Genomic DNA, 14,581 nt, shown 5'->3' on the forward strand with positions numbered 1-14,581 from the left:
CCCACCATATTTTGTTAAATGGATGCGCGGCATTGCGGCGGATTTTCCGCCCAGGGGGCTTTATGACATACTATGACCCAGCATCCGGGCTTTCTGTTACCGTGTTGCCGGGTTCGCCCGGCAATCCGGACTCCATTACGTACTACCCCTCCATTATCAACGATTCCACGGCTGCTGCTGAAGCCCTGCTTGCGGAAGAAAGCGCCAAATCCTTCATGCAGAGTCAGTGGCGGCTGGCCGCCTCCAACATGGTGGGGATTGGTGTTATTGCCAGTGGTTGGGCCTGATTGTTATTTGTCCTAGTTTTTAATGAAATATTAATTATTTTAGTATATTATTTGATAAAAATTTCAGAGTCGATTCTCGCAGCGACAACATCGCGCGGTGGAGTTTTTTCCAGGTGACAGCCAAATCTGGCTGAAAGCTACACTGTTTTGCCCCGTTTTTTGCTGTAAGTAGCCGAACATGGCCTGTTTTGGGCCTTGGCGGTTGCATTGTGAAGCGCGAAACGATACACAAATTCTCATGTCATCGCGCCGTCTCCTTTTTCTTACCCCCGCTCAGGCAGTCACTGCCGTCTTTCCTGCGTTGCGAAATGCGGGCTATGAGCTTGGCATTGCAGAAAATCTCAAAGGCGCTTCTGTTTTTATAAAAAAATCCGGACCGGACGTGATTTTCTCACGCCCCTCATTGCCGGGCTTTCGTGTTGAAGATCTGCTTGCCGTTGGCGCGGAAGACCCCAATTTTCCCCCTGTCATCGTTATTACGGATAAAGGCAGCCCTGAAGAGGCCGAGAGGCTCATGGGGCTGGGCGCTCGCGACTACTGGCTTGAACCGCTGGACGTGGAGCGCGTGGCCGCTGTGGCAGGCCAGAAGCGCAAGACTGCCCCGGTTCCGGCAGTGTCTACTCTTGGTGGGCACAAGGCCCGTCACGATGGCACAGGCCCTCGTATTGTGGGCGATCACCCGGCCATTGCCCGTGTGCTGCAACTGGCCCGCCAGGTGGCCGGATCGCGCGCTACAGTGCTGATTACCGGTGAATCAGGTACTGGTAAGGAAATGTTTGCCCGCTATCTGCACGCCATGAGCAAGCGCGCGGAGCAGCCCTTTGTGGCCGTAAACTGCGCCGCCCTGCCGGAACACCTGCTTGAGAGCGAGCTTTTTGGCCACGAGAAAGGCGCATTTACAGGGGCCATTGCTCGCAAGCCCGGCAAGTTTGAGCTTGCCGATGGCGGCACTCTCCTGCTTGATGAAATTTCTGAAATGGATATGGCCTTGCAGGCGAAGCTCCTCCGTGTGCTTCAGGAGGGCGAGATCGACCGCGTGGGCGGCACCGAAACCATCAAGGTTGATGTGCGCGTGCTTGCCACCACCAACCGCGATCTTGAGGGCTGGGTAAAAGAGGGCAAGTTCCGTCAGGACTTGTATTTTCGGCTGAATGTTATTCCCCTGCGTCTGCCTTCGTTGCGCGAGCGCGGGGATGACGTGCTGGAACTGGCCAGATTTTTCATAGGCATGTATACGCGTGAATACCAGTTGCCTGCCGCCCCCCTTTCTGAAAGCGCTATTGCCTGGTTGCAGCAGTATGACTTTCCCGGCAATGTGCGCGAGCTGCAAAACCTGATGGAACGCGCAGTTCTGCTTGCTAACGGCAGGCCTGTTGAGCCCTGCCATTTTCTGCTTGAAAATGAAGACTGGCCGCTGTTTGAAGAAGAGGCTCCCCAGTCGACTGCTCTGGTGGAAGAAGCCCATGCCAACGCGCTGGCGGCTTCTGCGGCTGTTCAGGATGTTGATGCGCCCCGCTCCAGCGAGTCTGCTCCGGCAACGGGCGTATCGGCTGGAGACAACCGCATGCAGGGCGCTGTGATTCCTCTGCATGAGATGGAGCGTATCATGATTCTCAAGGGGCTGGAGGTTACTTCCGGCAACCGTACGCAGGCAGCCGATCTGTTGGGTATTTCAGTGCGCACGCTGCGCAACAAGCTGAACGAATACAGAGCTGCCGGGCACCCCATTGACTGATTTTGTCCGGATAACTTTTTCAGGTAGATATAAAAACGCCCGCTGATGCGGGCGTTTTGCGTTCCGTGCGCTGGTTGGCGCCTCAAATCCAAGGTGGGCATGCGGAGGGCCTTTTGCAAGACTACCCATCCCCCGCAACTACCCACCGTGAAAGGTACTAGCTGTGGATGTCGCAGCAGCTTTTGGCGAGTTTGTCATAAAGCCATGTCATGTCCATTGAACCGTGTTTTTCAATGGATTGCAGTTTTTTTAGGCCAGATTCTGTAATTTTGCGGGCCTGTTCCGCTACAGAAACTGCCTCCTGCCGTCGGATGGACACAATGCCGTCCGCATCCGCCACGATCAGATCACCGGGCTGAATAACCACGTTGCCCATGCTGACAGGTACGTTGATCTCGCCGCAGGCGTCCTTGTATGGACCGTTGGGCGATACTGCGCGCGCATAAACGGGAAAATCCGTCTGCCGCAGGGCTTCGGCATCGCGCACGGCTCCATCAATGACAAAGCCTGCCAGACCTCGAGCCTTGCCAAGTGCCGCCACAATTTCCCCTGCCACGGCTCTTTCCGTATAGCCCGCGCAGGATACAACCAGCACGTCGCCGGGTCGGGCATTATCGACAGCATAGTAGAGCAGCAGATTTTCGCTTGCGGGCAGATTGACGGTATAGGCGCTACCCACAATGCGGCTGTTGTTGAAAGGCTTGAGCGCTGACGGCAGGGCGGCGTTGCGGCCCAGGGCGTCGCAGATGTCCGCTACAGCAAGCTCATCGTACTGACTCACAATCTCGGGAGAGAGGCGGTCTATCTGACAGTTGATGGCGTATCGCATAAACGTGTTCCATGGCGCAGGGCGCTGTGTATGAACGGACGCCTGCCCTTCCGAAGACGCATCGGAAGGGCAGGCAGTTCGCTTGGGTATGGAGAGGGTCTATTTGCAGGGTTCGGCTTCTGTTGCGACCATTGAAGCGGCAATTTCATTACGTGCATCAGCATCGTTGAGCACATGGTCGACGTCTATTTCGCCCCGAAGCACCTTGTTGGCCCGGTCAAGGTCAATGGACTTTTCCCAGCGGCCAATTGCCACAGTGGCAACGCAGTTACCAATCAGGTTGACCACAGCGCGCATTTCGTTGAGCACACGGTCAATACCAATAACCAGGGTCATGCCCACCACGGGGATGATGTTGGTGGCCGAAAGCGTGGCGGCGAGGGCAATAAGGGCCGCACCGGCAACACCCGCGCCGCCCTTGGATGTGAGCAGCAACACCAGCATGAGGGTGATCTGGTGGCTGGTGTCAAGGTGGATATCCATGGCCTGTGCTATGAAGGACGCCGCCATGGTCAGGTAGATGGCCGCTCCGTCAAGGTTGAAGGAGTAGCCGGTGGGGAACACCAGACCAACCACGGATTTTTTGATGCCCAGGGCTTCCATTTTTTCCATGCTGCGGGGCAGCACGGCTTCTGTGCTGGCAGTGCCGAGGGTGATGAAAATTTCATCCTTCATATAGCAGATGAGCTGCCATATGTTGATGCCCGAAAATTTGCAGATGAGGCCCAGCACCACAATCACAAAGAGCGCACTCGTCACGTAGAGGCAGAGCACAAGCTTGCCCAGCGAAGCCAGCGCGCCAACGCCGTACTTGCCGATGGTAAAGGTGATTGCGCCAAAAGCGCCCACCGGGGCCAGCTTCATGATCAGGTTGACCACGCCCAGCAATGCAGTGCTGAAGCGTTCAAGGGTGCCGAGAATGGCTTCTTTGGGCTTGCCGGTCATGTGGGAAAGGCTCATGCCAAACAGCACGGAGAACAGCAGCACCTGCAGCAGGTTGCCCTCTGCAAACGCGCCGATAACACTGTGGGGAATGATGCCCATGACAAATTCCATGGTGGTCTGCGCCTTGGCATGGGCAAACTTGCCCAGCGAAGAAGCGTCCATGGTGGCAGGGTCAGCATGAATACCGGCGCCAGGCTGCACAAAATGCACAACAACCAGGCCGATAAAAAGAGCAAGAGTGGTAACTATTTCAAAATACAGCAGAGTTTTACCGCCCACACGGCCCACAGCCTTGAGGCTGTCCATGCGTGCAATACCCACAACGACAGTGCAGAAAATCACCGGCGTAATGATCATCTTTATAAGATTGATGAATGCATCGCCAAGAGGTTTGAGTTTAACGGCAATGTCGGGAGAGACAAAGCCAAACGCAATACCTAGAGCTATGCCTACGAGAACTTTGAAATATAGAGAAGAAAATACTTTTTTCGACATATCCACCTCAATATCAGGCAAGGGGGGTCAACGGGTTTGCCAGGTAAAACACGGCCAAATACAAGATTTGTGAAAATTTTAGCTAAGGCAGTTTTAAAAGAGGCCGGCCGGCCCTGACGGTGCCGGTCGGCCTCTTTTAAAGCGTAGCTTAGGCGCTTTCGTACAAACGGGTCATAATGAATTCTCTGTGTCCCAGAACTTCAGCTGATGTATTGCGTCCATTGCAGGTGCGGAACAACATTTCGAGCAGTTTGTCGCCAGCGGCATCAAGATCCATTTCGCGGCGCAGGATGCCGGAAACGTCCACGTCGATGTGCTCGCTCATGGTGCGCACGGTGCGGGGGTTAGCCGAAAGCTTGATCACGGGCAGGATGGGGTTGCCGATGATGTTGCCCTGGCCCGTGGGGAAGAAGTGGGCCACAAAGCCGGAGGCAGCGCAAAGGGTGACCATTTCGGCAGCGGCGGAAGAGGAATCCATGAACCACAGGCCGGGGCCGGTGGGCATTTCAGCCTTGTCGAGGCAGCCGATAACAGGGGCTTTGCGGCCAATCTTCTGGATGTTGCCAAGGGCTTTTTCTTCGATGGTGGTCAGGCCGCCTTCAATGTTGCCCTTGGTGGGCTGGGAGTCGCTGAGGTCGTCTGTCTTGTGATCGTCAACAACCTTGGCGTAGCGGTCAAAAAAGGCCTTGAACTGGGCGCGAACTTCAGCGTTGGCGCAACGTTCCATAACCAGGTGTTCGCCGCCGGTGATTTCGGTGGTTTCACCAAAGAGGGTGGTAGCGCCCTTTTCCCACAGCTTGTCAAAAGCGTTGCCAACAGTGGGGTTGGCGGCAATACCGGAGGTGGTGTCGGATTCGCCGCACTTGGTGGAGACCCACAGTTCGTTCACTTTGCATTCGGTGCGCTGCAGTTCTGTGGCGAAGTGCATGAATTCTTTAGCCTTGCGGGAAGCGCTGCAAATGGTTTCAAGGTCGCCGTGCTGTTCGATGGCAAAGCCTTGAACGGGCTTGCCGGTCTTGGCGATACCATCCACCACGCGCTTGGTCCACTGGGGCTCGATGCCAATAACGATAACGGCGGCAACGTTGGGGTTGCAGCCCACGCCGATCAGCGTGCGGAAATGCAGGTCAAGGTCTTCGCCAAACTGAAGGCGGCCATAAGCGTGGGGAAGAGCAAGGGTGCCCTTAACGTTGTTGGCAACAGCTTCGCAAGCGGCATTGGAAAGATCGTCCAGGGGCAGAATGATAACGTGGTTACGGATGCCCACGCGGCCATTTTCGCGGCGATAGCCCATAAATGTCTGTTGCATCAGCTTACCACCTCTTGGTTTTTACGTTATGGACATGCAAATGTTCGCCGCGCTTGATGGGCTTCACAACTTTGCCGATGTCAGTGCCGTACTTGATGACGGTATCGCCCACAGCAAGATCCTTCAGGGCAATCTTGTGGCCGATCGGAATATCGCTCAGCGTTTCAAAGTCGATGCTCTGGTTGCCGTCCATAACCCAACCGTTAAGCTTATCGCCTTTCTTCACCCCTTCGACAACGACAACGCCGACGCTATCGCCGGGTTCGTGAACCACAAAATGGGTTACCATACCGTTCTCCTTGAATAACAATGGTATAAAAAATGTTTTGTATGGCAAAACTTAACGGCATCATGCGAAAAACAAGAGTTTATCTTGCGGCATTATGAGTATGCATATGTGGATTATTTTATCCCCACATGTAAATACAAATCTTTTTTATGCCTTTAAGCCTTGCTGTAAGAGTTATAGCAATTGGTGTGCCAAAAACAGTGATCCGAATTATTAGGCGAGAAATATGGATTTTTTTTCACAATCTTGATTGACCGCTCAACTAATGGCTTGATTTGTTGGCAGTATTGATGATATTTGGGCAAAAAATTGCCCATATTTAGGCGGAGGCCATGGAATACAAAATTACACCCAATGGGTTGAGCAGTCCTTCACTCACTGTAGGGCAAGTTGTGCACCATCTTGCGCGCATTGTGGCGGGAAAGATCGATAGAAACGCGTTTTTTCAGATACTATCCAAGCAGCTTCGTGTGCTCTTTCACTATGACCGGTTTTGCATCAACTTGTATGATGCCGAGCGGGAATTTCTGAATCTGTTCACCGCTGCGGATGGAACCGTGGTAGAATCACTTTCCAATACGCGCATAGCCCGCAATACCGTTGCCAGTCTTGCCATATCCTCGCGCAAGCCTGTGGTTATCAACGATCTGGCGGCCCATAATCTGGGTGATGGCCCAATGCCCCTTTCATCGGTCGGCCTCAACGCAACCATTGCCCTGCCTCTCATAATCAACCGCGAAGTGATAGGCACACTGCATGTTTCTTTTGTAAAGCAGCCGGACAATATTGTTGATATCCTGAACTTTCTCATTGAACTTACGCCTGTACTTACTACCTTTCTTTTTGCCGTGCTGGCGGAGGAGCGCGTGGCAAAAGGCAGGCCAATGCCAGAGCAGTCCAGCCGTGTACAGGACAATTCGGGCACGATCCTGCTGGAAAGCAAGCTGCTCGAAACCCCGCCCATGGTGCGCACAATGGCTGTGGTGCGCAAAGTTGCCAAGCTGAACATTCCCGTGCTTATCACCGGGGAAACCGGTACGGGTAAAAGCATGCTGGCGCGCTGGCTGCACCGTCACAGTCCGCGCCGGGAAGAAAACTTCGTCAAGGTCAACTGCCCTTCCATCGCGCCTACCCTTTTTGAAAGCGAAATGTTCGGCTATGCAAAGGGTGCTTTTACCGGGGCCACAGCCAAGCGCATTGGCCGCATTGAACTGGCCCAGCACGGAACCCTGTTTCTGGATGAAATAGGTGAACTCGCGCCGGAAATGCAGAGCAAGCTGCTGCTGGTCATGGAAGAAAATTCATTTGAACGAGTGGGCGAGGCTGAGTCCACTGGCGTGGACATCCGCGTAATTTCAGCCACCAATATCGATCTGGCAGCAGCAATGGCCGAGGGGCGACTGCGGCGGGATCTGTATTACAGGCTCGGTTCAGTGGTTGTGCGTATGCCTTCGCTGCGGGAGAGAAAAAGCGATATTCCCCTGTTTGTGGAACACTTTATTCATCAGTTCTCCAAGGAGTACGAGATACGTCCTCCCCGGCTGAGCCGTTCCGTTGTGCAGGCCCTGCACGGGCATTCATGGCCCGGCAATATCCGTGAACTGCGCAATGTGGTGAGCCGCATGCTGCTTCATTCGCTGGATTCGGCGGTCACGGAGGATTTTGTTTTGGAGGCCCTGCACCAGTGGGAACCTGAATCTGCTGAAAAACAGCCCTGTGAATCAGCTGTTACTGGGGCGGGCGGTATCTCCGGGAGTGTTGCCGATCTGGCATCAGGCGGTACAGGCAAGGAGCAGGCGGCAGCCTCGGCGCGTCTTCCAACACTTGAGGAAAATGAGCGGGGCCACATAGAGCGAGCTTTGCGCCAGTCCGGCGGGCGAGTTTCCGGGCCGCGAGGAGCTGCGGTGCTGCTGGGCGTGCCGCGCTCTACCCTGCAACACAGGATGCGCAAGCTGGGCATGGACAAGTAACTTTTTTTGCTCCCTGGCCTTTGCGTCGCAAGTCGGTAGGTGGCTATTTTCTTTCGTACTCTTCCTGTTGTTGAGTTTCCCACCGTTTGCGCTTATGATGCCTCCCTATCTTTTGGGAAATACCGCATCTCGGAGTAAGCATGCTTGAGTATATCCGTTCCAATTCGCAGTCTCTTGGCGTCAAACTGGCTTTTGGCCTCATTATTCTTGTCTTTGTTTTTTGGGGCGTGGGCAGTATGAAAGACCGGGGCGCGGGCAATGTGGTCGCCATGGTAAACGGCGAACCCATTACCGTGCGTGATTTTGAACTCGCCTATCGCAATGCGGAAGAATCCGTGATGCGCAACAACCCCGGCGCAACGCGCGAGCAGGTTCGTCAGGGCCTTGGCCGTCAGGTGCTGCGTGATCTGGTCAGCCAGTCTCTCGTGCGTCAGGAAGCGGCCAACGCGGGCATTACCGTGACCCCGCTCGAGCTGCGCATTGCCGTGGGGCAGATCCCGGCTTTCCAGAACGCCAAGGGACAGTTTGATCCCGAAGCGTACAAGCGCGTTTTGCAGATGCAGCGCATCTCGCCCGCGCAGTACGAGCATGACATGAGCGAAGACCTGCTGCGGCAGAAGCTCTTTGCCCTGGTCACTGCCGCAGCGTGGCATGACCCCGCCGAAGCCCAGAACCGCTACAACTTCCTGCGTGAACAGCGGGTGCCCGACTACATCTTTATTCCTGCTGCCGATTTCATGGCAAATGCCAAGCCTTCGGATGCGGAAGTCGCCGCCTATTACGACAGCCATAAGGCTGAATTTGCCATTCCTCCCAAGGTGGACGTGGCCTATATCCGCATTTCGCCGGAAAATCTTGTCAAACCCGAAGCCATCAGTGAGGCTGACGCCCGCAAGTGGTACGATGCCAATCTCTCCCGCTTCAACCAGCAGGAAGAAGTCAAAGCCGCGCACATTCTTGTGCCGCTGGCCGAAGACGCCGCTGAAGCGGACGTGAAGAAAGCGCAGGAAACTGCAGCCAGCATTGAGAAGGAACTTAAGAGCGGCAAAAGTTTTGCCGATGTGGCAAATGCCCACAATGGCCCCAATGCTGCCGGCCCCGGCGGTGAGCTTGGCTGGATCAAGCGCGGCACCACGGTCAAGCCTTTTGAAGACACGGCCTTTACCCTTGAGCCCGGCAAGGTTTCCGCGCCTGTGCGCAGCCAGTTTGGTCTGCACATCATCAAGGTGGAGGAAAAGAAGGGCGGCGACACGCAGCCCTTTGCCAGCGTTGCCGCCGATGTGCGCAAGGCCATTGCCAAAGAACAGGGCGCGGACAAACTGCGCGACGTTCTTGATAACCTTATTGAAGACAACATCCTCGGCAAGCCGCTTGAAAAAAGCGCGCAGGCTCTGGGCCTTGAAGCCCAGCAAACGGGCATGGCTTCTGCGCAGGAGCTGCAACAGAAGATGGGCATCAGCGCCGAAGCCGCCGCAAGCCTTGAAAAGACCCCGGCCAATTCGCCTGTGGACAGAGCGCTTGAAGCTGGCGATGCCTATGTGGTTGCCCGAGTGCTTAAGGCTGAGTCCGCATCCACCGCGCCGCTTGAAACTGTGAAGGATAAAATTTTCGCCCGCTTGCAGGGCGAAAAGGCCCTTGCCGAAGCCATGCGCGCGGCGGCGGAGCGCCGCAAGAACCTTGCGGACGGCCCCATCAACCCCACCGTTAAGACGGGCATGGGCATCAAGACCGCCAACCCCATGGACCGCAGCGGAAGCCTGGCAGATTTTGGGGCGGACCCCGAACTTGCCGCAGCCCTGTTCCATGCCAAGGTCGGCCAGTGGCTGCCTGCGGCCTTTGCCGTCAACAGCCCCAAGGACGGTCAGGGTGCCGTGCTCGTGCATGTTGGCGCTGTGCAGCCTCCTGATCCCGCAGAATGGGACATGATCAAGGGCATCATGGTCAATGCCGTGGAGCGCGAGCGCCTTCAGGGCATGTATGAAACCTTCATGCAGCGTCTGCTTTCGACCGCCAAGGTTGAAGTGCACAACATGGACATTGTGGACAGAAAGAACATGTAGCTCTGCCCTGCCGATGGCCCCACTGCCCCCGGCGCGCAGGCGAAAGACACATTGAACTCCCGACCGGAACCGCGTATTGCGGTTCCGGCCTTGCATATTTCCCCCCAACCCTCTCCGTTCTGGCGGCAGGGATATTTACAAAACGACATACCTACCTATTTCTCACAGGTCGACCGAGTGGTCTGTGAGCGGGCCTTGCCCGGCGATAAAAGGAGGCACTCTATGTGCGGCATTATCGGTTATGCGGGCCACAGGCCTGCGGTACCCGTTGTGGTTGAGGGCTTGCGCCGTCTGGAATACCGTGGGTACGACTCTGCGGGCGTGGCTTTTGCCCGTCAGGGCGATCTGCATGTGGTACGCGCCACCGGCAAGCTGGCCGCGCTGGAAGAAAAGCTCGCCCACGAAGAAGGCGTGACCACACCCACCAGCGCCATGGGCCACACACGCTGGGCCACCCATGGTGTGCCCGCCGAGCGCAACGCCCATCCCCATCGTTCTAACGATGGCACTCTCGCCATTGTGCACAATGGCATCATTGAAAATTATCAGGAAATAAAGGCTGACCTGACGGCCAAGGGCTATACGTTCAGCTCCGAGACAGACACCGAAGTGCTGGTGAACCTCATAGCCGAACGCCGCAAGACAGAGCCTGACCTGCTGCACGCCTTTGCAGCAGCCCTGCGCGAAGCGCACGGTGCGTATGCGGTCTGCCTTATGGATAAAAACGAGCCAGGCGTCATCTACGCCGCGCGCATGTCTGCCCCGCTTATTTTTGGTCAGGGCACTGGCGAAAATTTTGTGGCGTCCGACATTCCGGCCTTCCTGCCCTACACGCGCCAGGTGGTGTTTCTGGAAGATGGCGAGCTGGTGCGCGCCACCGCTTCTGACTACGCCATCATGCGTCTTAAAGATCTGAGCCCGGTGCAGCCCGAACCGCAGACCATCCAGTGGGACATGCAGGCCGCGCAAAAGGGCGGCTACCGCCACTTTATGCTCAAGGAAATTTTTGAGCAGCCCCGCGTTATCACTGATGGCCTCACGGGCCGCATTGAAGGCGATCACAGCGATGTGCGCCTCGCGGAGCTGGACAGCCTGCCTGTGCCGCGCCGTCTGCATATTGTGGCCTGTGGCACGTCTTACCATTCCGGCCTATGGGGGCGGCATCTGCTGGAGCATTGGGCGCATGTGCCCGTGCAGGTGGAAATCGCCTCCGAGTTCCGCTATCGGGATACCCTGCTGCTGGACAAGGACGACATGGTGCTCGTCATCAGCCAGAGCGGCGAAACCGCCGATACCCTGGCAGCCCTGCGTATTGCCAAGGAAAAAGGCGTGACAGTGCTTGGCCTGTGCAACGTGGTGGGTTCGTCCATCGCGCGTGATGCCTCAGCCGTGCTCTACACCCAGGCCGGGCCGGAAATCAGCGTGGCCTCCACCAAGGCCATGTGCAGCCAGATGCTCATGCTGGCCCTCATGGCCCTGTACTGGAGCAAGCGCAACGGCACCATGTCTGCGGACGAGCGCCGCAAGATCATCGATATGCTGGAAAACCTGCCCGCACTGCTGGATGCCTCGTTGCCCGCCATGCACGAAAAGGCGCGCGAGCTTTCCCGCAAGTATGCCCAGGCCCGCAATTTCTTCTACCTTGGGCGCGGCCATTGCTACTCCCTGGCTCTGGAAGGCGCGCTGAAGCTCAAGGAACTTTCGTACATCCATGCAGAAGGCTATGCGGCTGGCGAAATGAAGCACGGCCCCATTGCCCTGATCGACCCCTCGTTCCCCACTTTTGCCCTGGCGCTGGATGATGTTCTGCTGCCCAAGGTGAAGTCCAACATGGTCGAGGTGCAGGCCCGGCAGGGCAAGGTTATCGCCCTGACCAACGAAGGTTTTGACCTTGGCGCGGAAGATACCTGGGTTATCCCCTCCCTGCCCGCTCCTCTGGCAGGCTTTATGGCCCTGCCCGCGCTTCAGCTTTTCAGCTATGAAACCGCCGACTACCTCGGCAAGGATGTGGACCAGCCCCGCAACCTGGCCAAGAGCGTAACGGTGGAATAGACAAATCAGCTCTGGCGAGCACTAAGCCGCCGAGAAAACAGTTGCCCCGCGCCTGTCGTGCCAATGTATGGGCCCGGCAGGCGCGGGGCTTGCTGTGGTGTACCGACTGCCCGGTATTATGTGCTCGATTCGGTCATGTTTGACAGGCAATTACCGCGCAATTCCCCGATTCTGCGCGGCTTGCCTAGTGCGGGCAAATTGGGCATAATCCGTCTCTGTAACCTTTCAGGCCTTTGCGGAGGCGCATATGCAGCCCGAGATTCTGCTTTTCGACATAGGCAATACTTCCATCAAGATTGGGCTGGGCAACGAGCGTCATGTGCTGACCTCGTACACCCTGCGCACCGATACCGCCCAGTCGGCGGACAATTTTGGTCTTACCCTTCTCACGCTTTTGCAGCATGCGGGCGTTGCGCCAGCGCAACTCAAAGCCTGCGTTGCGTCTTCTGTTGCGCCCGGGTTTGATCCCCTGCTGCGCGAGGCTGTGGCCCGCTATGTGGGCTGCCCCCTGCAACGCGTGGGCAAGGAACTGCCCGTTCCGCTTGAAAACCGCTATGAACGCCCTGCGGAAGTGGGCGCGGACAGGCTGGTGGGAGCCTATGCGGCGCGCCGCATGTATCCGGAAACGCCTTCTCTGCTTATTGTCGATTTTGGCACGGCAGTGACCATCGACTGCGTGAGCGGCGATGCCTACATGGGCGGCCTGATTTTTCCCGGCCCGCGCACGGCCCTGACCGCGCTTTCGCGCGAGGCCGCCAAGCTGCCAAGGGTCAACCTTGATGTGCGCGCCAACGAGCCAACACCTGGCCGCAATACCACCACCAGCATCCAGCACGGCCTTGTTTTTGGCTTTGCCTGTATGGTCGAAGGCCTGACGCAGCGCCTCAAGCGGCAGATGTCCGGCCCGGTCAAGGTGCTTGGCACAGGGGGCTTTGCCTCCTCCATCGCCAGGGTCAGCAACGTGTTTGATCAGGTGCTGCCCATGCTCTTGCTCGAGGGTCTGCGCAGGCTGCACTATGAAGAACCCGGCACTGACGAGTAGCGTCATGAATCCCGCCTGGCAGTCAGGCGGCGCTTCTGGCTTTGAACAGACGTTTCACGTGCAAAATTTCTGATCAATTTATCCGCAGACCATTAGCCTTTGCGCCGTGGTACGCATTTTCGTAAACAAGCCCCCCAGGGCAAAAGGAGTAGACAATGAGCGGCATTGCTTCAGTTTATGGCCGTGAGATTCTCGATTCGCGCGGCAACCCCACTGTTGAAGTGGAAGTGACGCTGGAATCCGGTCACAGCGCCCGCGCGGCGGTACCCTCCGGGGCCTCCACGGGTAGCCGTGAAGCCCTGGAAATGCGTGATGGCGACAAGAGCCGTTTTGGCGGCAAGGGCGTGACCAAGGCTGTTGACAACGTCAACGGTGAAATCGCCGAAGCCATTGTTGGCATGGACGTACTGCGTCAGGTGCAGATCGATAACACTCTTATCGACCTTGACGGCACCGACAACAAATCCCGCCTTGGCGCCAACGCCATGCTGGGAGTCTCCATGGCATGCGCGCGCGTGGCTTCCGAATTTCTTGGCCTGCCGCTCTATAAGTATCTTGGAGGCATCAACGCCAAGGTGCTGCCCGTGCCCATGATGAACATCATCAACGGCGGCGCGCATGCTCCTAACAATCTGGATATTCAGGAATTCATGATCATGCCCGTGGGGGCCATGACCTTCCGCGACTCCCTGCGCATCGGGGCGGAAATTTTCCACACCCTTCAGGCCATCCTCAAGAAGGACGGTCACGTGACCAGCGTTGGCGACGAAGGCGGCTTTGCTCCCAACCTGAAGAACCACGACGAGGCCTTTACCTACATCATCAAGGCCATTGAAGAAGCGGGCTACAACCCCGGCTCCGAAGTGGCTCTGGCCATCGATGCCGCAGCCAGCGAATTTTACAAGGACGGTAAGTACGTGCTCGGCGGCGAAGGCAAGACCTTCAACAATGCCGAAATGAGCGACTGGCTGGCCGAATTCACCCAGAAGTACCCTCTCATCTCCATCGAAGACGGCATGGCCGAAAGCGATTGGGACGGTTGGGGCATGCTGACCGCCTCCCTGGGCGACCATATCCAGCTGGTGGGCGACGACGTGTTCGTGACCAACCCCGCCATCCTGGCCGAGGGCATTGATCAGGGCGTGGGCAACTCCATCCTCATCAAGCTCAACCAGATCGGTACGGTTACAGAAACCCTGGACACCATCGAAATGGCCAAGGAAGCTTCGTACAGCACCGTTGTTTCGCACCGCTCCGGCGAAACCGAAGACAGCTTCATTGCCGACCTCGCCGTGGGCGTCAACGCCGGGCAGATCAAGACCGGCTCGCTCTGCCGCTCCGAGCGCATGGCCAAGTACAACCAGTTGCTGCGCATTGAAGAAGAACTGGACGACGATGCGGACTTCTTCGGCCCCATCATGGCTGAATACTATCTCCAGGCAGAAGACGAAGACTAGGTTTATCCGCCCGCAGATCAGGCCGCGCTAAGGCAGGGTCTGCGGGCTTTTCACAGCTGATCGCGTATGGACCTCCAACCCGCGCGCAACCATATTGGAAGGGCGCGGGTA

The 14,581-nt window shown here is 56.8% G+C and carries 11 protein-coding genes; 7 read left to right on the forward strand and 4 right to left on the reverse strand.

Annotated elements, in window-relative coordinates:
• Positions 1–62: 62 nt before the first annotated feature.
• A complete protein-coding gene (locus JMF94_RS00555; RefSeq protein ID WP_240823281.1) occupies positions 63–287 on the forward strand; it encodes a hypothetical protein in 225 nt (74 codons plus the stop codon).
• A gap of 238 nt (positions 288–525) precedes the next feature.
• Positions 526–2,022, forward strand: coding sequence for a sigma-54 dependent transcriptional regulator (locus tag JMF94_RS00560; RefSeq protein ID WP_240823282.1), 1,497 nt, complete (start codon positions 526–528; stop codon positions 2,020–2,022).
• A 157-nt stretch (positions 2,023–2,179) separates the two neighbouring features.
• Here JMF94_RS00560 and JMF94_RS00565 read toward each other — a convergent pair whose 3' ends face one another.
• The 4 genes from JMF94_RS00565 to JMF94_RS00580 form a co-directional block, all read right to left on the reverse strand.
• A complete protein-coding gene (locus tag JMF94_RS00565; RefSeq protein ID WP_240823283.1) occupies positions 2,180–2,851 on the reverse strand; it encodes a dimethylmenaquinone methyltransferase in 672 nt (223 codons plus the stop codon).
• 99 nt (positions 2,852–2,950) lie between these two features.
• Positions 2,951–4,291: a C4-dicarboxylate transporter DctA gene (gene dctA / locus JMF94_RS00570; protein ID WP_240823284.1), complete on the reverse strand. Its 1,341-nt coding sequence runs from the start codon at positions 4,289–4,291 to the stop codon at positions 2,951–2,953.
• A 148-nt stretch (positions 4,292–4,439) separates the two neighbouring features.
• Positions 4,440–5,600: a UxaA family hydrolase gene (locus JMF94_RS00575; RefSeq protein WP_240823285.1), complete on the reverse strand. Its 1,161-nt coding sequence runs from the start codon at positions 5,598–5,600 to the stop codon at positions 4,440–4,442.
• Between the two features lie 4 nt (positions 5,601–5,604).
• On the reverse strand, positions 5,605–5,889 hold the full coding sequence (locus tag JMF94_RS00580; protein WP_240823286.1) for a UxaA family hydrolase: 285 nt from the start codon (positions 5,887–5,889) through the stop codon (positions 5,605–5,607).
• Positions 5,890–6,221: 332 nt separating this feature from the next.
• Between JMF94_RS00580 and JMF94_RS00585 the strand changes: the two genes are divergently transcribed.
• The 5 genes from JMF94_RS00585 to eno all read left to right on the forward strand — a co-directional run bounded on the left by JMF94_RS00585 (position 6,222) and on the right by eno (position 14,470).
• A complete protein-coding gene (locus JMF94_RS00585) occupies positions 6,222–7,859 on the forward strand; it encodes a sigma-54-dependent Fis family transcriptional regulator (protein ID WP_240823288.1) in 1,638 nt (545 codons plus the stop codon).
• A gap of 140 nt (positions 7,860–7,999) precedes the next feature.
• Positions 8,000–9,919, forward strand: a complete 1,920-nt coding sequence (locus tag JMF94_RS00590; RefSeq protein ID WP_240823290.1) for a SurA N-terminal domain-containing protein — start codon at positions 8,000–8,002, stop codon at positions 9,917–9,919.
• A 222-nt stretch (positions 9,920–10,141) separates the two neighbouring features.
• A complete protein-coding gene (glmS, locus tag JMF94_RS00595; RefSeq protein ID WP_240823291.1) occupies positions 10,142–11,971 on the forward strand; it encodes a glutamine--fructose-6-phosphate transaminase (isomerizing) in 1,830 nt (609 codons plus the stop codon).
• Between the two features lie 247 nt (positions 11,972–12,218).
• Positions 12,219–13,013 (forward strand): type III pantothenate kinase, encoded by a 795-nt coding sequence (locus tag JMF94_RS00600; protein ID WP_022659053.1) that lies wholly within the window; start codon positions 12,219–12,221, stop codon positions 13,011–13,013.
• A 155-nt stretch (positions 13,014–13,168) separates the two neighbouring features.
• A complete protein-coding gene (eno, locus tag JMF94_RS00605) occupies positions 13,169–14,470 on the forward strand; it encodes a phosphopyruvate hydratase (RefSeq protein ID WP_240823292.1) in 1,302 nt (433 codons plus the stop codon).
• The last annotated feature ends 111 nt before the right edge of the window (positions 14,471–14,581 follow it).

Origin of the sequence: Desulfovibrio sp. UIB00 (genome assembly GCF_022508225.1) — a bacterium.
GTDB lineage: Bacteria > Desulfobacterota > Desulfovibrionia > Desulfovibrionales > Desulfovibrionaceae > Desulfovibrio.

What these genes read in the sequence shown, in the direction of transcription:
- JMF94_RS00555 (WP_240823281.1), top strand. Translation starts at nt 63, where the DNA reads ATGACATACTATGACCCAGCATCCGGGCTTTCTGTTACCGTGTTGCCG.
- JMF94_RS00560 (WP_240823282.1), top strand. Translation starts at nt 526, where the DNA reads ATGTCATCGCGCCGTCTCCTTTTTCTTACCCCCGCTCAGGCAGTCACT.
- JMF94_RS00565 (WP_240823283.1), bottom strand. Translation starts at nt 2,851, where the DNA reads ATGCGATACGCCATCAACTGTCAGATAGACCGCCTCTCTCCCGAGATT.
- dctA (WP_240823284.1), bottom strand. Translation starts at nt 4,291, where the DNA reads ATGTCGAAAAAAGTATTTTCTTCTCTATATTTCAAAGTTCTCGTAGGC.
- JMF94_RS00575 (WP_240823285.1), bottom strand. Translation starts at nt 5,600, where the DNA reads ATGCAACAGACATTTATGGGCTATCGCCGCGAAAATGGCCGCGTGGGC.
- JMF94_RS00580 (WP_240823286.1), bottom strand. Translation starts at nt 5,889, where the DNA reads ATGGTAACCCATTTTGTGGTTCACGAACCCGGCGATAGCGTCGGCGTT.
- JMF94_RS00585 (WP_240823288.1), top strand. Translation starts at nt 6,222, where the DNA reads ATGGAATACAAAATTACACCCAATGGGTTGAGCAGTCCTTCACTCACT.
- JMF94_RS00590 (WP_240823290.1), top strand. Translation starts at nt 8,000, where the DNA reads ATGCTTGAGTATATCCGTTCCAATTCGCAGTCTCTTGGCGTCAAACTG.
- glmS (WP_240823291.1), top strand. Translation starts at nt 10,142, where the DNA reads ATGTGCGGCATTATCGGTTATGCGGGCCACAGGCCTGCGGTACCCGTT.
- JMF94_RS00600 (WP_022659053.1), top strand. Translation starts at nt 12,219, where the DNA reads ATGCAGCCCGAGATTCTGCTTTTCGACATAGGCAATACTTCCATCAAG.
- eno (WP_240823292.1), top strand. Translation starts at nt 13,169, where the DNA reads ATGAGCGGCATTGCTTCAGTTTATGGCCGTGAGATTCTCGATTCGCGC.